This window comes from Pseudomonas sp. RIT-PI-a, assembly GCF_001187875.1.
Lineage (GTDB): Bacteria > Pseudomonadota > Gammaproteobacteria > Pseudomonadales > Pseudomonadaceae > Aquipseudomonas > Aquipseudomonas coleopterorum.
Genome location: NZ_LGIR01000003.1, coordinates 234,489 through 255,384, shown reverse-complemented (window position 1 = coordinate 255,384; position 20,896 = coordinate 234,489). Strand labels below are relative to the sequence as shown.

The window sequence follows — 20,896 nt, the reverse complement described above, 5'->3', positions numbered from 1 at the left end:
ACGAACCGATTTTTACGCTTTCTTTACGGCCAGGCCCAGGTATCGATCTCGCGCCTTTACACCCTGGCCTCGGAGAATGTCGGCAAGCGGCAGCCGCCGCGCCTGGAGATATTCCCATGTCTGTTCTGGACGGCCTGTTCCTGCTGCTGGCCATCGGTTTGTTCGTGTACCTGCTCGTTGCCCTCTTGCGCGCCAGTGGAGGCTAGTCATTGATGAACAGTCACGATTTCGCCCTGATAGCGGCCTTTCTCGCCTTGATCCTGCTGCCGGCGCCCTGGCTCGGACGTTTCTACTACAAGGTCATGGAAGGCCAGCGCACCTGGCTCAGCGTACCGCTGCAACCGGTGGAGAAGCTGTGCTACCGCGTTTGCGGTATCGATGCGCAACAGCAGCAGAGCTGGCAGCAATATGCCTTGGCGCTGCTGGTTTTCAACCTGGTCGGATTCGGCCTGCTGTTCGCCATGCTCATGCTGCAGGGATATCTGCCGCTCAATCCCCAGCACCTGCCGGGCCAGGAATGGACCCTGGCGTTCAACACCGCCGTCAGCTTCATGGCTAACACCAACTGGCAGGCGTACAGCGGCGAAACTTCGCTCAGCTACCTGAGCCAGATGGCTGGCCTGGGCGTGCAGAACTTTCTCAGTGCTGCCACCGGGTTGGCGGTGCTGGTGGCGCTGTGCCGTGGCATCAGTCGCCGTTCGGCCAGTACCCTGGGCAACTTCTGGGTCGATGTGACCCGTGCCACCCTTTATGGGCTGCTGCCGCTGGCCTTGCTGCTCGCTGTTTTCCTTGTCTGGCAGGGTGTGCCGCAGACGTTCGCGCCCTATGTGGACGCGCTGACTTTGCAGGGCAACCCACAGACCATCCCCCTCGGCCCGGCGGCCAGCCAGATCGCCATCAAACAGCTGGGCACCAATGGCGGCGGGTTCTTCGGCGTCAACTCGGCCCATCCGTTCGAGAATCCCACGGCCTGGAGCAACCTGTTCGAACTGGTCGCGATCCTGACCATCCCGGTCGCCCTGGTCTTCACCTTTGGCCATTACGTGAAAGACCTGCGCCAGAGCCGGGCGATCCTGGCCTGCATGTTGACCTTGCTGTTGCTGGGCCTGGGGCTGTCGCTGTACGCCGAGCAGCAACCCAATCCGATGCTGGCCAGTGCCATGGTCGAGCAGACCGCGCCGCTGGAAGGCAAGGAAAGCCGCTTCGGCACCACCGCCAGCGTGCTCTGGTCGGTGACCACCACGGCCGCCTCCAATGGCTCGGTCAATGCCATGCACGACAGCCTCAATCCGCTCTCCGGGATGGTTGCGCTGGTCAACATGATGCTCGGCGAAGTGATCTTCGGCGGTGTCGGCGCCGGTCTCTACGGCATGCTCCTCAACGTGCTTCTGACGGTGTTCCTGGCCGGCTTGATGATCGGTCGAACCCCGGAGTACCTGGGCAAGAAACTCCAGGCGCGCGAGGTGCGCTGGTTGGTGGCGAGCCTGCTGGTCATGCCCGTGGGCGTGCTGGTGCTCAGCGCCATCGCCGTGAGCCTGCCGGGGCCGGCCGCAGCGGTGAGCAACCCCGGCCCCCATGGCTTCACTCAGCTGTTGTATGCCTACACCTCGGCCAGCGCCAACAACGGTTCGGCCTTCGCCGGCCTGTCCGCCAACACGGCCTTTCACAACCTCATGCTGGCTTTGGGCATGTTGCTTGGCCGCTTCGGCTACATCCTGCCGGTGCTGGCCCTGGCCGGAGCCCTGGCCAGCAAAAACGCCAGCGCGCCGAGCGCCGACAGCTTCGCCACCCACGGCCTGCTGTTCATCACCCTGCTGACCGTGACCCTGCTGATCGTGGGTGGCCTGACTTTCCTGCCGGTGCTGGCCCTGGGGCCGATCGCCGAGCACTTGAACCTGCATTTCTGAGGCCTGGACCATGAACCGATCGACCGTTGCCGCTGCCACGCAACCACAACCGCCCGCCGGGGCCACCTTGAGTGCCTTGTGGCGACCCGCGCTGCTGCAGGCGTTCGTCAAGCTCGACCCCCGGCGACTGCTGCGCAGCCCCGTGCTGCTGGTGGTGGAATTGTGCGCCGTACTGACCACCGGCCTGTGCCTGCTGCCCGATCCGGCAGTGTCGGCCTCGGTTGCCGTGCAGATTGCCGTGTGGCTGTGGTTCACCTTGCTGTTCGCCAATTTCGCCGAAGCACTGGCCGAAGGCCGTGGCCGTGCCCGCGCCGACAGCCTCAAGGCCGGCAGCCAGGGCCTGCAGGCTCGCCGGCAACGTGCCGACGGCAGCTTCGAGACGGTTGCCGCCACCGCCTTGCGCAAGGGCGATGTGGTTCGCGTCGAAGCCGGGCAGATGATTCCCGGTGACGGCGAGGTGCGCGAGGGCATCGCCGCCGTCAACGAGGCCGCCATCACCGGTGAGTCGGCGCCGGTGATCCGTGAATCGGGTGGCGACCGCTCGGCCGTCACCGGCAATACCCTGGTGGTGTCGGACTGGCTGCTGATCGAGATCAGCACCGACCCCGGCGAGTCGACCCTGGACCGCATGATCGCCCTGGTGGAAGGCGCGAAGCGGCAGAAGACGCCCAACGAAGTGGCCCTGGACATCCTACTGATCGGCCTGACCATGGTCTTCCTGCTGGTGGTAGTCACCCTGCAGCCGTTTGCTCGCTTCTCCGGGCACAGCCTGCCGTTGGTGTTTCTCCTGGCATTGCTGGTGACCCTGATCCCGACCACCATCGCCGGCCTGCTGTCGGCCATTGGTATCGCCGGAATGGACCGCCTGGTGCGGCTCAACGTCGTGGCCAAGTCCGGCCGCGCCGTGGAAGCGGCCGGCGACGTCCATGTGTTGCTGCTTGACAAGACCGGCACCATCACCTTCGGCAACCGCCGCTGCAGCGCCTTGCATGCCGCCCCTGGCGTCAGCGACGCACAGATGGCCGAGGGTACGCTGCTGGCCTCGCTGGGCGATGAAACGGCGGAAGGGCGCTCGGTGGTCGAGTTCATCCGGCCACTGTTCAGCATCGACGAGCCGGCCGCCGAGCGTTGGCAATCGGTGCCGTTCAGCGCCCAGACACGGCTGTCGGGCGTCGACCTCGACCAGCAGAGCTACCGCAAGGGCGCGGTGGACTCGCTGCTGGCGTTCATCGGCCAGTCCAGGGCGCAGCTTGCGCCTGCGCTGGCCGAACACATCGAGCGCATCGCGCAAAGTGGCGGCACACCGTTGCTGGTATGTCGCGACCGGCAGTTGCTGGGTGTTATCCATCTCAAAGACGTCGTCAAACCCGGCATTCGCGAGCGCTTCGAGCAACTGCGCAAGCTGGGCATCCGCACCGTGATGGTGACCGGCGACAACCCACTGACGGCTGCCGCCATCGCCGCCGAAGCCGGTGTCGACGATGTGCTGGCCGAAGCCACGCCGCAGAAGAAGCTGGCGCGCATACGCCAGGAACAGGCCGACGGCCGCCTGGTGGCCATGTGCGGCGACGGCGCCAACGATGCCCCGGCGCTGGCCCAGGCCGACGTCGGCGTGGCGATGAACGATGGCACCCAGGCCGCGCGCGAGGCAGCCAACATGGTCGACCTGGACAGCGATCCGACCAAACTGCTCGACATCGTGCGCATCGGCAAGGAACTGCTGGTCACCCGCGGCGCCTTGACCACGTTCTCCATCGCCAACGACGTGGCCAAGTATTTCGCCATCCTGCCGGCGCTGTTCGCTGCGGTGTATCCGTCCCTGGGCGTGCTCAACGTGATGAACCTGGCCAGCCCGCAGAGCGCGATCCTCTCGGCCATCGTCTTCAACGCCCTGATCATCATCGTGTTGATCCCCCTGGCCCTGCGCGGCGTGCGGGTGCAGGCCGACAGCGCCGCGCAACTGCTGCGGCGCAACGTCCTGATCTACGGCCTGGGTGGCTTGGTGGTGCCCTTCATCGGCATCAAGGCCATCGATATTGTCCTCACCGCTTTGCACCTGGTCTGACCCTGGAGCTTGAATGATGAACAGTTTGTTGCGTCCGGCCTTGAGCCTGATTCTGTTGATGACCTTGCTCACCGGCGGTGCCTATCCGCTGCTGGTGTGGGCGGTAGGCCAGTGGGCCTTTTCCGCCCAGGCCAACGGCAGCCTGGTGCGCGACGCGCAGGGCCAGGTACGCGGTTCCGCCTTGCTCGCCCAGGCCTTCACCGATGAGCGCTGGTTTCATTCACGGCCTTCGGCAGCCGACTACGCGACCCTGGCCAGTGGTGCGAGCAACCTGGCGCCGAGCAATCCTGCGTTGGGCACTCGCGTGCTGGCGCAGGCCGATGAACAGTTCGATGCGCAGCAAGGTCCGGTTCCGCTGGCGCTGTTGACCACCTCGGCCAGTGGCCTGGACCCTGATCTGCCACCGGCAGCGGTGAGCTATCAGGTCCCCCGGGTGGCGCGCGAACGCGGCCTGCCCGAGTCGACTCTGCGCGCGCTGGTACAAGCGCAGACCCGATCGCCCGCCATCGGCCCGGAGGTGGTCAACGTGCTGGCTTTGAACCAGGCGCTGGATCGGCTAACGTCACAGTCCCGATGACCACGAGGCGATGCCATGAGCCCAGACCATGAGTGATTCCGGCCGCGCCGATGCCCTGTTGGCCGCCTTGCCCCGCAGCGGGGGTGGTCGCTTAAAAGTGTTTCTCGGCGCCGCGCCCGGTGTCGGCAAGACCTACGCCATGCTCCAGGCCGCCCACGCTCGCCAGCGTCAGGGTATCGAGGTGCTGGCTGCCGTGGTGCAGACCCACGGCCGCGCGGAAACCGAAGCGCTGCTGGCCGGTCTGCCCCAGCAGGCGTTGCGGCGCTGCGAATACCGCGACGTGACCCTCGAGGAAATGGACCTGGATGCCGTGCTCGCTGCCCGCCCGGCCCTGGTGCTGGTCGACGAGCTGGCGCACAGCAATGCACCTGGCAGCCGGCACGCCAAGCGTTGGCAGGACGTGCAGGAACTGCTCGCCGCCGGCATCGATGTGTACACCACGGTCAACGTCCAACACCTGGAAAGCCTGAACGATCAGATCCAGACGATCACTGGCGTGCAGGTGCGCGAAACCCTGCCCGATTGGGTGGTGCAGGAGGCCGACGATCTGCTGCTGATCGACCTGCCGCCGCGCGAGCTGCTCGAACGCCTGCGCGAGGGCAAGGTGTACGTGCCGGAGCAGGCGCGGGCCGCCATCGACGCCTTCTTTACCCAGACCAACCTCAGCGCCCTGCGCGAACTGGCCATGCAGACGGCCGCCGCTCAGGTCGACGACGATCTGCACGAAGGCTACCGCAGCCTCGGCCAGCAGGCGCCCAGCGTGCGCGGACGACTGCTGGTAGGCATCGCCGCCGATGAGCAGGCCGAGCGCCTCGTGCGCCACGCCAGCCGCGTCGCCCGCCGTCGTCATCTGCCCTGGTCCGTGGTCCATGTCGATGACGGCTCGCTGCTCGATGAAACAGGGCGTCAGCGCCTGAAACTGGCCCAGCAGATGGCCGAACGGCTGGGCGGCGAGGTGGTGGAGCTGCGCGATGCGGAAGTGGCCAGGACCTTGCTGCAACACGCCGCCGACCGTCGCGCCAATCTGGTACTGGTCGGCCAGTCGCGCCGTCGCCGCTTCGGTGCGGGCCTGGCCGAGCGCTTGCTGCGCCACCGCAGCGGTCTGGAAATCAACGTGCTGGCGCGGGCTCAGGTGCCGTCACCGCCAACGCCGCGCACACGGCCCGTCGGACGTTGGCGCGAGTATGCCCTGGCGATACTGGCAACGCTTTTGGCCAGCGGGCTGGCCTGGGCCGTGGCGCAGGTGCTGGACCTGCCCAATATCTCCCTGGTGTTCCTCGCCGCCGTGCTGCTGGTGGCGGTCCGCAGCAGCCCGGGGCCGGCGCTCAGTTGCGCCGCGCTGTCGTTCCTGGCGTACGACTTTCTGTTCATTCCACCCAATTTCTCCCTGAGCATCCAGCGTCAGGAAGATGTATTGACCCTGCTGTTCTTCCTGCTGATGGCAGCGCTCACGGGCAACCTGGCCGCGCGCCAACGCCAGCAGCTCAGCGCCTTGCGCGAAACCCAGGCGCACACCGCGCAACTGCTGGAGCTGTCCCGACTGCTGGCTGCGGCGACCGACCGCCAGGCGGTGTTCAGTGCAGCCGCGCAGCACTTGCAGGGTTGGCCGGGGCTGGACATCTGTCTGCTCGAGCGCAGCGAGCAGGGCTGGAAGGTGGCCCAGGGCGCGGCGGTGTCGTTCTCGACCACCGAGCTGGCAGCCGCGCAGTGGGCCGGCCACCACGCGCAACCGGCCGGGCTGGGCACCACCACATTGCCGGCGGGGCGTTGGTGGTGGTTGCCGGTGACGTGGGAGGGCCAGGTGCTGGCGCTGCTCGCGGTGGCCGAACAGCAGGCCGGTCGGCTCGACGACCCCGGCCGACGCCTGCTCGGCGCGCTGGTGCAGCCGGTGGCGCAGGCCCTGGCCCGCGCTGACCTGGCCCATGACCTGGAAGCGGCGCGCCTGCACGGTGAAACCGAACAGTTGCGCAGTGCCTTGCTGGCCTCGGTGTCCCATGACCTGCGCACGCCGCTGACCGCCATGCGTGGCAGCATCGACAGCCTGCTGGCACTGGGCACGGCCCTGGCGCCGGACGATCGCCAGGCCTTGCTCGAAGTGACCCGTGACGAAGCCGAGCGCCTGGACCGTTACATCCAGAACCTGCTCGACATGACACGCCTGGGCCACGGCGCCCTCAAGCTGGCGCGGGACTGGGTGGCTGCCGGGGATATCGTAGCCAGCGCTGTGAGTCGATTGCGCGCGCCGCTGGCACCGTTGCAGGTCCAGGTGCAGGTACCTGCGCAACTGCCCTTGCTATACGTGCATGCGGCGCTGATCGAACAGGCCCTGGTCAACGTGCTGGAAAATGCCGCGCGGTTCTCGCCCGTGGGCGGTCGCTTGCAAGTGTCGGCTCGTGTGCGCGATGAGAGCCTGCTGCTTGCGGTCAGCGACGAAGGCCCCGGTATTCCCGAAGCCGAGCGGGCGAAGATTTTCGACATGTTCTACACCGCCGCGCGCGGTGATCGAGGCGGGCAGGGCACGGGGTTGGGCCTGGCGATCTGCCAGGGTATGGTCGGCGCCCATGGCGGTCGCGTCGAAGTCGGCAGCGGCATCGATGGCCATGGCACCTGCATCGTCTTATGCTTGCCGCTGCGCGCTCAACCGGGCGCCGATCCGGATACCTGAGCATGAGCCTTACCCATCCTCCTCTGGCCAGCACCTTGCTGGTCATCGACGACGAACCGCAGATCCGCAAATTCCTGCGCATCAGCTTGGTCTCCCAAGGCTACAAGGTGATAGAAGCGGGCACCGGCGCCGAGGGCCTGAGCCAGGCCGCTCTGCTGCGTCCGGACCTGATCGTGCTGGACCTCGGCCTGCCGGACATGGACGGCCAGCAGGTGCTGGAGCAGTTGCGCCAGTGGAGCACGGTACCGGTGCTGGTGCTCTCGGTGCGCGCCAGCGAGGCGCAGAAGGTCCAGGCCCTGGACAACGGCGCCAACGACTATGTGACCAAGCCGTTCGGCATCCAGGAGTTCCTCGCCAGAGTGCGTGCGCTGTTGCGCCAGGCCAGCGGTAGCCCGGTCCACGAAGCGGCGTTGCAACTGGGTCCGCTGCAGGTCGACCTGGCATCGCGCCGGGTCACCCTCGATGGCGTCGAGGTGGCCCTGACCCGCAAGGAGTACGCCGTGCTTGCACAGCTGGCGCGCTATCCGGGGCGAGTCATCACCCAGCAGCAATTGCTCAAGGACATCTGGGGCCCGACCCACCTCGACGACAGTCACTACCTGCGCATCGTCGTCGGCCACCTGCGCCACAAACTCGGCGACGACCCCGCCGCCCCACGCTTCCTCATCACCGAACCCGGCGTCGGCTACCGCCTCGCAAGCCCCGACTGACGCGCCGCCCCCAGCCCACACCTATCCCCTGTGGAAGCTATCTCCTGTGGAAGCTATCCCTGTGGGAGCGGGTTCTACCCGCGAAGACGCCAGCCCCCACACCACCAATCCCGGATTTACATTCGAATCCAGCGGTGTCAGTGCCGACGCCTTCGCGGGTAGAACCCGCTCCCACAGGAACCCGCTTCCACACAACGGCACTTTTTAGATGGCACATCGTCTGACCCAGCATTACCCTGACGTTTTTCCCGAGGTGTCATCGATGAAAGCCTGGATCTGTGTGCCGCTGGTGGCACTGGCCTTGAGCGGTTGTGCCGGCAAGACCGCCTACCGCGACAGCTGCGCCACGCAGCTCGATGGTGCCTGGCACGAGCTTGACCTGGCCAAGGCCGAAGGCCTGGCCGGTACCGTAAGCTATTCCAAGGCGCTGTCGCTGCTCACCGGGGCCAAGACCCAGCAGCAGTTCGAAGCCTTCGAGGGGTGCACCAACAAGGCCGAAAAAGCGCGGTTCTACATCCGCGAGTCGCGTGCGGGACGCTGAAGTATTTCGGTCGCCCAGGCGCGCCTGACAGCGGGCCAGCAGACGTAGTATCGACAAGGAGTGTCTGCCATGCGCAGCCGATTGGATGAATGCCTGCAAGCCGTCAATGAAGTCCTGCTGGGCAAGGAAACCCAGGTTCGCCTGGCGTTGACCTGCCTGATCGCCGATGGCCACCTGCTCATCGAGGATCTGCCCGGCATGGGCAAGACCACCCTGAGTCATACCCTGGCCAAGGTGCTGGGCCTGAGTTTCCAACGTATCCAGTTCACCTCCGACCTGCTGCCCAGCGATATCCTCGGCACGTCGGTGTTCGACAAGGACAGCGGTCGTTTCGTCTTCCACCCCGGACCGATCTTCGCCGAACTGGTGCTGGCGGACGAAATCAACCGTGCCACGCCCAAGAGCCAGAGTGCGCTGCTCGAAGCCATGGAGGAGGGCCAGGTCACCATCGAGGGCGCCACCCGTCCATTGCCCCAGCCGTTTTTCGTGATCGCCACGCAGAACCCCACCACCCAAGGCGGCACCTTCGCGCTGCCCGAGTCGCAACTGGACCGTTTTCTCATGCGCCTGTCGCTCGGCTACCCGGCCAAAGCCGCCGAAAAGGCCTTGCTGATGGGCGAGTCGCGGCGCGATCTGCTGCCGCGCATGAGCGCCGTACTCGACCATGCGCAGCTGTCCGCATTGCAAGCCCAGGCCCGTGCAGTGCGGGCCAGCGACGCGTTGGTGGACTACGTACTGCGCCTGGTGGAAGCCACCCGCACCCAGCCGCAGTTCGCCTATGGATTGTCGCCACGTGGTAGCCTGGCGCTGCTTGCCGCTGCCAAGGCGTGGGCCTTGCTGCTCGATCGCGACTACGTGATTCCCGAAGACGTGCAAGCGGTACTGCCCTCAGTCGTCAGCCACCGCCTGCGCGAACGAGCCGACCCCACCGGTCAGGGCGGCGGCGCGCTGGTGCAGTGGCTGCTGCGGGAGGTGCCCGCGCTGTGAGGCGGCTGCTCGGCGAGCGCTGGCGGCGCTGGCAGGCGCGCCGCTTGCCGGCAGCGCCGCGCATCGAGCTGGACCAGCGCAGAATCTTCATCGTCCCCAGCCGCAGCGGTACCGGTTTCATCGTCGTGCTGCTGTTGATCTTCCTCGCCGCCATCAACTACCAGAACAGCCTGGCCTATGCCTTGGTATTCCTGCTGGGCTCTGTGTTCGTCGTCGCCATCCTGCACACCTACCGCAATCTCAGCGGCCTGCTGGTCAGCGGCAACGGCGCCAGCTCTGTGTTCGTCGGCGAGCAGGCGCGCTTCGGCCTGCGTCTGGAAAGCGGCGGCAAGGAGCACCAGGCCATCGGTGTGGGTTGGAACGCGCAGCAACTGCAACGCAGCGATGTCGCCCCCGATCACGTGCAGGCGCTGGAACTGAGCTTGCCGACCGAGCGCCGCGGCTGGCTTCCAGCACCGCGCATGCGCGTGGAGACCAGCTTTCCCCTCGGCGTGCTCACTGCCTGGACCTGGGTCGACCTGGGCCAGCGAGTGCTGGTCTATCCGCAACCGTTGCAGGGCGAAGTGCCGACCTTGCACAGCGAGTCGGCGGATATCGAAGACCAGGCGCAACGCCTGCACGGCCAAGGCGTGGACGATTTTCAGGGCCTCAAGCAATACCAGCCGGGCGATTCCTGGCGGCGCATGCATTGGAAGGCCTATTCACGCGGCGAAGGGCTGCTGGTCAAAGACTTCGCCGACCTGCGCGGCCAGGAACTGTGCCTGGACTTCGTCGCGCTTGGCGGCGATGTCGAACAGCGCCTCTCGCGCCTGTGCTATTGGGTATTGGCCCTGTCCCGCGAGCAGCGGCCTTTCGCCCTGCAGTTGCCCGGCAATCGGCTGGACACCGACAGCGGCGACGCACACCGCGAAGCCTGTCTGCGTGCCTTGGCACTTTTCGGAGAACAGCCATGAGCACGCCCGCCGCGATTCCGCGCGTCAGCCTGACCTGGCTGCTCCTGGCGCAGTCGCTGGTACTGGTGCCGCTGTGGTGGCACGTGCCGTTGTGGCTGCTGGGGTTGTGGTTGGGCTGCACGCTGTGGCGCGTGCAGGTGTTTCGCATGCGTGCGCGCTATCCGGGACGGCTGATCAAGGTAGCGCTGATGCTTGCGGTGGCCGCCGGGGTGTATTTGTCCAGCGGCACCTGGGTGGGCCTGGAGGCCACCGCCGCGCTGCTGGTGGCCGCATTCCTGCTCAAGCTTCTGGAGATGCAAACCGCCCGTGATGCCCGCGTGGTGATCTTTCTCGGCCTGTTCTGCCTGGCGGTGGCCTACCTGTTCGATGCCAGCCTGGGCTGGGCGCTGTACAGCGTTCTGCCACTGCTGGCTCTACTCGCCGCCTTGATCGGATTGCAGCAGACCTCACTCATTGCACGCCCGATGGCCACGCTGAAACTGGCCGCTAGCTTGATGTTGCAGGCGTTGCCACTGATGCTGCTGCTGTTCGTGTTCTTTCCGCGCCTGGAACCGCTCTGGTCGCTGCCGCTGCCCGCGCCGGGGCAGGGTGTGACCGGTTTGTCGGAAAGCATGAGCCCGGCCGACGTGGCCAGCCTCAGCCAATCCGGAGAGGTGGCTTTTCGTGCCAGCTTCGAGGGCGCCATACCGCCCAAGCGCGACCTCTACTGGCGCGCGCTGAGCCTGGATGTGTACGACGGCCGTACCTGGAGCCAGTCGCCCTGGATCCAGACCCAACTGGCAGCGCAGTGGCAACCGACCGGACCTTCGCTCACCTATCAGGTCATCCAGCAGCCCAGCGGCAAGCCCTGGCTGTTCGCCCTGGACGTCGCGCGCACCGCCTTGCCCGGCGTGCGCCAGCTCAGCGACGGACGCCTGCAGCGTCGTCGCCCGGTCGACCAGCCGTTGATGTACGCGGTCACCTCCTGGCCGCAGGTGATCCGCGAGCCCCAGCTGGCACCACTCGCATTGCGCACGGCGCTGCAATTGCCGGCGCAGGGCGACCCGCGCACGCGCCAGTGGGCGCAAGACCTGCACGCCCGTTTCAGCACGGCACCGGCACTGGTCAACGAAATGCTCAGACAGTTTCGCGAGCTGCCCTTCCACTACACGCTCAACCCACCGGTGCTGGGCCGCGACAGCATCGACGAATTCCTCTTCGACAGCCGCCGGGGCTTCTGCGCGCACTACGCCGGCGCCATGGTCTACGCGCTGCGCGTGGCCGGCGTGCCCGCGCGCGTGGTGGCCGGCTATCAGGGCGGCGAGGTCAACCCGGCAGGCAACTACCTGACCGTGCGTCAATTCGAAGCCCATGCCTGGGTCGAGTACTGGCAGTCAGGCATCGGCTGGCAACGGGCCGATCCCACTGCCGCAGTGGCACCCGCGCGGGTTGAGCAGGGCTTGCAGCAGGCGCTCTCGGCGGATGAAGAATTCCTCGCCGGCTCACCGTTCTCGCCCTTGCGCTACCCGCATCTGACGTGGCTCAACGACCTGCGCCTGCAGTGGGACAATCTCAACTACGGCTGGCAGCGCTGGGTGTTGGAGTATCAGGGCGAGCGCCAGATCGAATTTCTCGCGCGCTGGTTCCAGGGCCTGCAGCGCTGGGCGCTGCCGGTCGGCGGGTTGTTGTTCATGGTGCTGGCCAGTGTCTGGCTGCTCAAACCGTGGCAGCGTCGGACCGATCCCCAGCTCAAGGAGTTCGTCGCCTTCGAGCGTCTGTTGCGTCGGCGCGGCCTCGTGCGGCATACCGGTGAAGGGGCCATGGCATTCGCCGAGCGCGCAGCGGCTCGTCTGCCCAAACAGAGCGAAGCCATCCTGGCCTTCGCCTACGCCTTCATGGCCCAGCGCTACGCCGGTCGACCGGTTTCCCGCGAGCAATTGCGCGCTGCGTTGGCGACCTTGCGCCGACAACTGGCGACCGCGCCTGGCCCAGGGCCCCGCTAGCGGCGTATCGCCACGAAAGCTGAGCGAACTGTAAATTGGCCGATATGAAACCTGCGGTCGGGCGCCGAGCTGGCTACCATCTAGCCCATCGACCCTCACCCTCAAGGCCGGCCCATGAACCTTCGCGACCTGCTAGCAAGCGCACGACGTCCACCCCACAGTGTCACCGTACCCCGCGAATGGAGCCAGGGCCGCGCCTGTTACGGCGGGCTCATGGCCGCTTTGCTGCACGAGGCGATGGCGGCGCACGTTCCCGACCGCCCGGTCCGCTCGATGGCGATCACGTTCGTGGGCCCCGCCGAATTGGACGTGCCCATCGATCTGCAGGTGGAAATACTGCGCGAGGGCAGTGCCGTGACCTCGGTGCTGGCCCGTGCAGTTCAGCACGGTCGCACCATGACCGTGGTCCAGGCCAGTTTCGGCCTGGCGCGGCAATCGGCAATCGACATCAGCGCAATGCCGGTGGCGCCCATGAAACCCTTGGCCGAATCGACGCCGCTGCCGTACCTGCCGGGCGTTACCCCGGAGTACATTCGACACTTGGACATGCGATGGGGCATCGGTGCGCTGCCGTTCAGCAATACACCGGTCGCCGGGATCGGTGGGTGGATGCAGCTACGCGAACACGAAGTCGACGAGCCCATCACCGAAGCACTGCTGCTGGTGCTGGGAGACGCCTGGCCACCCGCACTGCTGCCTTATCTGAGCAAACCAGCGCCTGGCAGCAGCCTGACCTGGACTATCGAATTCATCCAGCCCATGCCCGCCATGGGAAGCCTGGACTGGTGCCGCTACCAGGCTGTGATCGAACATGCCCGGGACGGCTATGGCCACACGTCCGCAGCCATGTGGAACCCGCAAGGCGAGCTGCTGGCGATCAGCCGGCAGACGGTGACGGTGTTTGGCTGAGCGCATGCTGCGGGCGACCCAGCGCGAAGGCGGCAACCAGGCCGATCACGCCGATGGCAGCTTCGGCGATGCTGGAGCAGGCAGCCGCATCGACCAGCATCAGGGCAGACAGGGCCAGCAACGGCAGGGCGATGGCTCGCGAGACGCGGATGCCGTTGTTCGGGTCGTTGACGATGTTCAGGGCGTTCATATCGTTCATGGCTCAATGCTCCATAGGCATGGTGCAACAGGACCTGGGTTCGGCAAGGCGGGTGGCATGAGCTGTAGAGTCCAGCCAACCGCCGATTGTTCAAGCCAGATCCAGATCCGGATCGGTTGAGAACGATAATAGTCACCGCTCGCATCGGCCGCGAATCAAGCTTTGCTATCAGCGTCATAGAGAGCGGGTGCGCCCGTGCCGATCTCAGGCAACCCAAAAAATGTCCGTGCGCAAGCGGTCGTACTCCACGCCAGATCGGCCAGGCTTTCACCCCGATGCTGGGCCACCTCGCGCAGCACTTCGGTGAGAAAGGCCGGTTCGTTGCGGCCGCTCTTGGGCTTGGGCCGCAAGGTGCGCGGCAAAAGATAGGGCGCGTCACTCTCCAGCATCAGCCGCGAGGCGGGAATGCTGCCCACCAGCGGGTGCAGGTGAGTGCCGCGACGCTCATCGCAGATCCAGCCGGTGATACCGATGTGCAGGTCCAGGTCCAGGTAACCGAACAGAGCCTTGCGCTCGCCGGTGAAGCAGTGCACCACGGCTGCCGGCAAGTGGTCGCGGTAGTCCTTGAGGATGTCCAGCAGGCGCTGAGGCGCATCGCGTTCGTGGAGAAACACCGGCAGCTGCAGCTCGACAGCCAGCGCCAGGTGCTCCTGCAACACTTTCTCCTGCTGTGGTCGCGGCGAGAAGTCGCGGTTGAAATCCAGACCGCATTCGCCCACTGCCTTGACTTGTGGCTGGCTCAGCAGATCACGCAAACGCGTGGCACTGTCGCTGTTCCACTCGCTGGCGCTGTGCGGGTGGATGCCGGCGGTGGCGAACAAGCGCTCACCGGCTTCGTCCCACTGCTGACACAGCTGCAAGGCCTGTTCGCTGCCCTCGACACTGGTGCCGGTGAGCACCAACTGACAGACGCCAGCGGCGTAGGCCCTCTGCAGAATGGCCTCGTGCTTTTGCGCGAAGCTCTCATGGGTAAGGTTGACGCCAATATCGATGAGTTGCATGGTGCTACCTCAAAGCAGGAGGCGAAAAGCATACCAGAGCTTGGTGATCGGCAAGAAAACCAAGAACTTCAAAAGGTTATGGCGGTCTTTGAGGGCTGCTCGAGACATTTGCCGGGGAACCATGGGCGCAAGATCACTGATTGTCATGCTGTGTCTGGTCCTCGGACTGCCCTCGGCAGCCGCCGCTCGTCCGGCAGGTCCCCCGTTGGCGGCACACCCGGCCAAGGTCCGCGACTTGGCCCAGATTCAGTCGAGCCGCGTGTTGCGCGTGCTGGTCAATCAGAGCCGCAACAGCTCCGGCCAGGTCCGCGGCCAGGCCATCGGCGTCGAATACCATCGCCTGCAGGCCTTCCAGAACTTCCTCAACGCTCACGCCGGCAAAGGTCAGGCGTTGCAACTCAAGATCATTCCGCGTGCCAAGGAGCAACTGCTCGGCGCCCTGCAGCGCGGCGAAGGCGATCTGGTCGCGCCGGGTGAACTGATGGAGTTGCATCCCGCCAGCAAGGTTGCGGCCAGCGATGCCGTGATCGCCAACGTGCCATTCGTGCTGGTCAGCGGCAAAGGCGGGCGGCGCCCGGTGCGGGTCGAGCAACTGGCGGGCAAAACCCTCGCCTTGCCCAATGGCAGCGCTGCGGGCGCCGCCATCGAACGCCTGAATCAGAAGCTGGCCCTGCGCAAACTGGCGCCCATCGACATCGAATGGGTCGACCCCAGCCTGGCCGTGGAAGACGTGCTGGAGATGGTCCAGGCCGGGATCTACCCGCTGACCGTGGTCGAATTGCCCATCGCCGAGCGCTGGGCCAAAGTCATGCCACGGCTGCGGGTGGACCGCCGCGTGGTCCTCAGCGCGCCCGGCTCGGTGAGCTGGTACGTGCGCCGCGACGCACCGCAGCTCGGCGCCAGCGTCGATCGCTTCCTGGCGTCCTATAAGGCGCCGAACGACCAGGACGCCGCGTTCGTCAAGGTTTACCGTGGCCTGTACAAGGTTCACTACCCACTGGCCCGCAGTGATCGCCAGCGGCTGGAAAACCTGCGTCCGGTCCTCCAGCGCCACGCCCGCGAGCAACACATGGACTGGCTCAACCTTGCCGCGCTGGCCTTCAAGGAGTCCAAGCTCGACCCGGCGGCGCGTGGGGGCGGCGGCGCCACCGGCCTGCTGCAGATCACCCCCTCGGCAGCTCGGCGGGTAGGCGTGGGCAACATCCAGGACGTCGACAACAACGTCCAGGCCGGGGCCAAGTACCTGGCGATGATCCGCCGCAAATTCTTCTCCAGCAACAAGCTCAACGAGCGTGAACGCATGGCCTTCACCCTGGCCGCCTACAACATGGGCCCTGAACGGGTGCAAGCCATGCGCAAGGAAGCCCGCCGCCGTGGCCTCAACCCCGACCAATGGTTCTTCCAGACCGAGCGCATCGCCATGGAACAGATGGGCATGGCCCCGGTGAGCTACGTCAACAGCGTGAACAAGTACTACCTGGCGTTCGCCCGCGAACGCGATTCGCTGGAGCCAGGCGCGCGCAAGCTGGCGTCGGCGCGTTGAATCTTTGGCTGGATAATCAAGATTGTCGACTACACATACCGCATCACTGTACAGATCCGCCAAGAAACAGGAGAGCGTTCATGCTCGGGTTGCTTTTCAAAATCAGTAAACGAGAGAAAGAAATCTTGGATTCGCTGCGTGAGCTTCGGACATTGCGCGTCAGCAATCGTGGCGGCATGTCGATCGACTCGCAGGAATTTCTGATGAATGAGTGTTTCATCGAGGCCAGCAAGAGAGCCAGGAAAATCGTGGCCCGTGGCTGATAGGTCTGCTTCTCCTCCTGCCCGTCCTGGTCAGTGGATATCTGCACTGCAATGCAAACACCCTACGCTTCTCTACACCCGGCGCGACCATTCAGAACGCTCTCACAGGACACGGAGCAAGCATTGGCATAGGCGCCTAAAGTTCGGCAGAGGCTTGATCGTCGTATGATATACGCGCGACAAACCATATAGCTTCGCCTGTCGGAGTCTGCACCACGACCTCATCACCTTCTTCTTTTTTGAGAAGGGCGCGAGCCATGGGAGAGTCGATGGAAATGTAGTCATTTCGTCCGTAGATTTCATCGTAGCCGACGATTCTGAATCGCTTGCTTTCGCCATTGTCGTTGTCGATCTCCACCCATGCGCCGAAGAATACCTTGCCTTCCTGTTCAGGTGCGTAGTCCACGACCCGCACATCTTCCAGCCGCTTGCGAAGGTATCTGATTCGGCGGTCGATCTCCCGGAGCAGCTTCTTGTTGTACTGATAGTCGGCATTCTCGCTTCGATCACCAAGAGACGCTGCCCAGGCGACCTTTTGGGTGATTTCAGGGCGATAGGTATGCCAAAGATGATCCAGTTCCGTCTTCAACGCAGTGTGCCCGGCGCGGGTAATGATATTAGTGGGCAATACTGGCTCCAGGTGTGGTCGGGTGATTTACCTCTGCAGCACTGCGCATCAGCCTGTGCATCTTGGACAAGCACTGCTCGGTTGTTCGAGCGCTGAGGCTAACATGCAAAAAGGCTGCGCTTGTAGCCACGAGATCTGTTTCAGTACCTGGACCGTATTGCCTACCAGCCGCTGTCTCCTGCTAGCGGTAGGAAAGGCCTCGCGCAACGTCCGCCAATCTTGGCGAGTGCAGGGGCTGCAAGCCCGAGAAACCTGGAGCGGGGTTGTTGACACGCGCCCGGCGCGTTCACTACGATTACCCCTCATGCGCCGATTTAGACAGCTACTTGCGGGGCGCCTGGAGGTTCTTGCGAGCCTTCGAAATACCGCTAAAGCGCTGGTTCGGTGATGCCTCCCACCGCTGTCCAGCTCTCCCACATGAAGCGGTCGAGGCTGAGAACACCATCATGAACTGTCCCCGTCCCATCGTTTGTCTGGCGCCGATCCCGGCGAGTCCTTCCCTGCGCAACCCGCGCATCCTGCTGGTGGGCCAGCACCAACCCAACCTGCTGCGCAGCCTCGATGGCTGGCCTCGCCGTCGTGGCAAGCCCGGCGCTTTCGTGGCCCGCTTCATCGACCAGCACAGCGCTTTGAAAGGTTTGCCCGACAACAGCTTCGAACTGGCCGTGATCCAGGCGCCGTCGGCGCAGGATGCCCATGAGGTGATTGCCCATGCCGTGCGCATCGCCCGGCAGGGGCTGATCACCCTTCGCTGATCGGCGGGTAGCGCGTCAGCCTTCTCTGAGCACCTGCAGCGGGCTTGCATTGAGGGCTCGACGGGTGCCGAAGACGCCGGCCCCACCGACCAGCAGTGCACCGATCAGCGGCAAGCAAAGCAACCATGGGTGCGGGGTCCAGGCCAGGTCGAAGGCATAGCGATACAGCACAAAGCTGATCAGTTCGCTGCCCAACGCCGCCAGCACACCGCTGGCGGCACCCAGCAGACCGAACTCGATGCGCCGTGCCTTGACCAGCAAGCGCCGCTCGGCACCCAGCGCCCGCAGCAGTGCGCCTTGCCGAATGCGCTCGTCCAGCGTCGCCTGCAACCCGGAGAACAACACGGCCATGCCCGCGGCAAGCACGAACAGCAGCACGTACTCCACCGCCAGGGTGACCTGAGCCAGGATGCTGCGCAGCTGTTCCAGCAGTGCCTCGACCCCCAGGATGGTCGCCGCAGGGAAGGCGCGAGACAGCTCGACCACCTGTGAATCATGCCCAGGAGCGATGTAGAAGCTGGTCAGGTAGGTGGTCGGCAGGTCATCGAAGGTGCCGGGCTGGAAGATCATGAAGAAGTTGGGCTGGAAGTTGTTCCAGTCCACGGTGCGCAGGCTGGTGACCACAGCGTCGCGATTGGAGCCGCCAATGTTGAACGTCAAGCGGTCGCCCAGTTTGAGCTTGAGGCTTTGCGCAACGCCTTCCTCGACGGACACGCCGGGCAGGTCCTGGTTCTGCGCAGCGCTCCACCACTGCCCGGCGGTGATCCGATTGCCGTTGGGCAGATGTTCGGCCCAGGTCAGGCTCAAGTCCCGTTGCACCGCGCGTTCACCGCGGGAATCCTTCTCGACCAGTTCCTGCACCGGCGCATCGTTGATATCCACCAGACGTCCCGGCATCACCGGGTACAGGGGCGCCGCACGGGCGCCGGCGTCCTGCAGGTGACGGGCGAAGGCATCGCGCTCGTCCGGCAGGATGTTCAGGGCGAAATAGTTCGGCGCATCCTTGGGCAACTGGTTCTGCCAGTTGTCCAGCAACTCGCCACGCAGCAGCGCGATCAGCGTCATGGCCAGCAGAATCAGGCCGAAGGCCAGGGCCTGGCCAGCCGCAGCCAGCGGATGCCGAAGCAGTTGCCCAAGCCCCAGACGCCAAGGCAGGGTGGAACGGGCCAGCAGCCGGCGCAGGCTTTTCAGGCCCAGCAGCAACAGGCCGCCCAGGATCAGCGCGGCCAGCAGGCCACCGGCGAGCAGGGCGAAGGTCAGGACCAGGTCCAGGCTCAACCGCCACATGATCAGGCCCAGCGCCAGCAGCGCAGTGCCGTACACCAGCCAGGTGCTGGTCGGCACCGGCAGCAGGTCGCGCCGCAGCACACGCAGCGGCGGTACCGCGCCCAGTGCTGCCAGCGGTGGCAGGGCGAACCCGGCCAAGGCGACCAGCCCGGTACCGATGCCGGCCAGCGCGGGCAATACGCCCCCGGCCGGAACCACGGCAGGCAACAAGCCATGGAGCATCTGGAACAGCACCAGTTGCGCCAACCAGCCGATCAGCGCACCGCTCAGGCACGCCAGCACACCGAGCAGGGCCAGTTGCACGCAGAACATCAGCATCACTTCGCGGCGTGACAGGCCCAGGCAGCGCAGCAGGGCACTGGCATCGAAACGTCGCGCGGCGAAGCGGCTGGCCGACATGGCCCCCGCCACGCCCGCCAGCAGTACCGCCACCAGGCTGGCCATGTTCAGATAGCGTTCGGCCTTGCCCAGCGCGCCGCCGATCTGCTGGTTGCTGTCCTTGGAATCACGCAGCCGCTGGTTGGGCTCGAGCGCCGACTCCAGTCGCTGCTGATAGCTGGTCAGTTGCTCGGGCGTGCCACGCCAGAGCTCGCGGTAGGTCACTCGGCTGCCTGGCTGCACCACGTTGGTGGCGGCCAGGTCCTGCAGGTTGATCATCACCCGTGGCGTCAGGCTGTAGAAGTTGCCGGCTCGGTCCGGCTCATAGGTCAGCACGCGTGCCAGGCGCAGGGTCTTGCTGCCCACATCCAGGGTGTCGCCAACCTTGAGGTTCAGCGCTGCCAGCAAGCGTGACTCCGCCCAGGCCTCACCGGGCGCCGGGCCTGCGCCGGCTGTTTCCTCTCCATAGGGCTGCGCGGCGCTCTTGAGCTCGCCACGCAACGGGTACGCCTCATCGACCGCCTTCACGCTGGACAGCTGGATGCCGTTGTCGGCGGCGATCACGCTGGCGAACTCGACCACGCGCGCATGCTCGAGCCCCGCCTGGGTGCCGGCATCGATCTGTTCCTGGCGGGCCGGGCTGCTGCCTTGCAGGATAAGGTCGGCGCCAAGGAACTCGGTCGCGCGCAGTTGCATCGCGCCATTGAGGCGCGCCCCGAAATAGCCGATCGCAGTGCTGGCAGCGACCGCCACCAGCAGGGCAAAGAACAGTACGCGCAGCTCGCCGGAGCGGGCGTCACGCAACAACTGCCGGGCGGCCAGGGCCACCAGGCGGAACATCGGCAAGCCGACCATCAGGGCTCCAGAGGCGCGACGAGGCGCCCGGCATCAAGGCGGATCAAACGCTGGCAGCGATGCGCCAGGCGCTCGTCGTGGGTTACCAGCACCAGGGTCGTGCCGCGCTCCTTGTTCAGTTCGAACAGCAGGTCACTGATGCGCTCGCCGGTATGGCTGTCGAGGTTGCCGGTGGGTTCGTCGGCGAACAGCACGTCGGGTTCGGCAGCGAAGGCGCGGGCGATGGCCACGCGCTGTTGTTCGCCGCCCGAGAGCTGGCGCGGCGAGTGTGTCAGGCGTTGGCCCAGGCCAACCCGTTCGAGGAGGTTGCGCGCATGCTCCCGGGCATCCTTGCGGCCGTCGAGCTCCAGCGGCAGCATCACGTTTTCCAACGCATTGAGGCTGTCCAGCAGTTGGAACGACTGAAACACGAACCCCACGTGTTCGGCGCGCACCCGAGCCCGCTGGTCCTCGTCGAGGGTGCCGAGGTCCTGGCCAGCCAGGGTCACGCTGCCCGCACTGGGCAGGTCGAGGCCAGCCAGCAGGCCAAGCAGGGTGGACTTGCCCGAACCCGAGGCACCGACGATCGCCAGGCTGTCGCCTTTCGCCAATTGCAGGGAGAGTTCGTGCAGTATGGTCAGTTCACCTTCCGCGCTGGTGACCACTTTGCTAAGGTTCCGCGCTGTAAGAATGCTTGCGCCCATGGAGAGTC

At 65.5% G+C, this 20,896-nt stretch carries 19 protein-coding genes; 14 read left to right on the top strand and 5 right to left on the bottom strand.

The features are described from left to right. Positions 1-116: 116 nt before the first annotated feature. The 11 genes from AC788_RS21140 (at position 117) to AC788_RS01715 (ending at position 13,296) form a co-directional block, all read left to right on the top strand. Complete coding sequence (locus AC788_RS21140; protein ID WP_082223535.1) at positions 117-206, top strand: potassium-transporting ATPase subunit F; 90 nt, start codon at positions 117-119, stop codon at positions 204-206. Between the two features lie 6 nt (positions 207-212). Next, positions 213-1,907 (top strand): potassium-transporting ATPase subunit KdpA, encoded by a 1,695-nt coding sequence (kdpA, locus tag AC788_RS01760; protein ID WP_049858916.1) that lies wholly within the window; start codon positions 213-215, stop codon positions 1,905-1,907. A 10-nt stretch (positions 1,908-1,917) separates the two neighbouring features. Next, a complete protein-coding gene (kdpB, locus tag AC788_RS01755) occupies positions 1,918-3,972 on the top strand; it encodes a potassium-transporting ATPase subunit KdpB (RefSeq protein ID WP_049858915.1) in 2,055 nt (684 codons plus the stop codon). A 16-nt stretch (positions 3,973-3,988) separates the two neighbouring features. Beyond that, on the top strand, positions 3,989-4,549 hold the full coding sequence (kdpC, locus tag AC788_RS01750; protein WP_049858914.1) for a potassium-transporting ATPase subunit KdpC: 561 nt from the start codon (positions 3,989-3,991) through the stop codon (positions 4,547-4,549). 28 nt (positions 4,550-4,577) lie between these two features. After that, the gene (locus AC788_RS01745; RefSeq protein ID WP_049858913.1) at positions 4,578-7,214 is read left to right on the top strand and encodes a sensor histidine kinase; all 2,637 of its coding nucleotides are present in this window, start codon (positions 4,578-4,580) and stop codon (positions 7,212-7,214) included. A gap of 2 nt (positions 7,215-7,216) precedes the next feature. Beyond that, on the top strand, positions 7,217-7,924 hold the full coding sequence (locus AC788_RS01740) for a response regulator (protein WP_049858912.1): 708 nt from the start codon (positions 7,217-7,219) through the stop codon (positions 7,922-7,924). A 262-nt stretch (positions 7,925-8,186) separates the two neighbouring features. Continuing rightward, the gene (locus AC788_RS01735) at positions 8,187-8,465 is read left to right on the top strand and encodes a hypothetical protein (RefSeq protein WP_043193238.1); all 279 of its coding nucleotides are present in this window, start codon (positions 8,187-8,189) and stop codon (positions 8,463-8,465) included. Positions 8,466-8,534: 69 nt separating this feature from the next. After that, positions 8,535-9,452 (top strand): AAA family ATPase, encoded by a 918-nt coding sequence (locus AC788_RS01730; protein ID WP_049858911.1) that lies wholly within the window; start codon positions 8,535-8,537, stop codon positions 9,450-9,452. Beyond that, on the top strand, positions 9,422-10,405 hold the full coding sequence (locus AC788_RS01725; protein ID WP_049858910.1) for a DUF58 domain-containing protein: 984 nt from the start codon (positions 9,422-9,424) through the stop codon (positions 10,403-10,405). Before AC788_RS01730 ends, AC788_RS01725 begins: the two co-directional genes overlap by 31 nt. Beyond that, complete coding sequence (locus AC788_RS01720; RefSeq protein ID WP_049858909.1) at positions 10,402-12,387, top strand: transglutaminase family protein; 1,986 nt, start codon at positions 10,402-10,404, stop codon at positions 12,385-12,387. Before AC788_RS01725 ends, AC788_RS01720 begins: the two co-directional genes overlap by 4 nt. 114 nt (positions 12,388-12,501) lie before the next feature. Further along, positions 12,502-13,296, top strand: a complete 795-nt coding sequence (locus tag AC788_RS01715) for an acyl-CoA thioesterase (protein ID WP_049858908.1) — start codon at positions 12,502-12,504, stop codon at positions 13,294-13,296. Here the strand turns inward: AC788_RS01715 and AC788_RS01710 are convergent. Then, the gene (locus tag AC788_RS01710; RefSeq protein WP_049858907.1) at positions 13,265-13,495 is read right to left on the bottom strand and encodes a hypothetical protein; all 231 of its coding nucleotides are present in this window, start codon (positions 13,493-13,495) and stop codon (positions 13,265-13,267) included. The two genes, AC788_RS01715 and AC788_RS01710, sit on opposite strands and share 32 nt — an antisense overlap. Positions 13,496-13,650: 155 nt before the next feature. Next, positions 13,651-14,496 (bottom strand): TatD family hydrolase, encoded by an 846-nt coding sequence (locus tag AC788_RS01705; RefSeq protein WP_049858906.1) that lies wholly within the window; start codon positions 14,494-14,496, stop codon positions 13,651-13,653. Between the two features lie 121 nt (positions 14,497-14,617). Between AC788_RS01705 and AC788_RS01700 the strand changes: the two genes are divergently transcribed. Together AC788_RS01700 and AC788_RS01695 are read left to right on the top strand one after the other, a co-directional pair. After that, the gene (locus AC788_RS01700; RefSeq protein WP_049858905.1) at positions 14,618-16,039 is read left to right on the top strand and encodes a transglycosylase SLT domain-containing protein; all 1,422 of its coding nucleotides are present in this window, start codon (positions 14,618-14,620) and stop codon (positions 16,037-16,039) included. 80 nt (positions 16,040-16,119) lie between these two features. Continuing rightward, positions 16,120-16,302, top strand: a complete 183-nt coding sequence (locus AC788_RS01695; protein WP_049858904.1) for a hypothetical protein — start codon at positions 16,120-16,122, stop codon at positions 16,300-16,302. Positions 16,303-16,438: 136 nt separating this feature from the next. On the opposite strand, the gene greB is transcribed toward AC788_RS01695, so the two are convergent. After that, the gene (gene greB, locus AC788_RS01690; RefSeq protein WP_049858903.1) at positions 16,439-16,930 is read right to left on the bottom strand and encodes a transcription elongation factor GreB; all 492 of its coding nucleotides are present in this window, start codon (positions 16,928-16,930) and stop codon (positions 16,439-16,441) included. Between the two features lie 446 nt (positions 16,931-17,376). On the opposite strand from greB, the gene AC788_RS01685 reads away from it, so the two are divergent. Further along, on the top strand, positions 17,377-17,685 hold the full coding sequence (locus tag AC788_RS01685) for a hypothetical protein (protein WP_049858902.1): 309 nt from the start codon (positions 17,377-17,379) through the stop codon (positions 17,683-17,685). 15 nt (positions 17,686-17,700) lie between these two features. Here the strand turns inward: AC788_RS01685 and AC788_RS01680 are convergent, their stop codons facing one another. Together AC788_RS01680 and AC788_RS01675 are read right to left on the bottom strand one after the other, a co-directional pair. Then, entirely contained in the window at positions 17,701-20,205 is a 2,505-nt protein-coding gene (locus AC788_RS01680) for an ABC transporter permease (protein WP_049858901.1), read from the bottom strand. Further along, positions 20,205-20,888 carry an ABC transporter ATP-binding protein gene (locus AC788_RS01675; protein WP_049858900.1) on the bottom strand — a complete coding sequence of 228 codons (684 nt, stop codon included), beginning with the start codon at positions 20,886-20,888 and terminating at the stop codon, positions 20,205-20,207. The genes AC788_RS01680 and AC788_RS01675 overlap by 1 nt, the downstream gene beginning before the upstream one ends. Positions 20,889-20,896 lie beyond the last annotated feature (8 nt).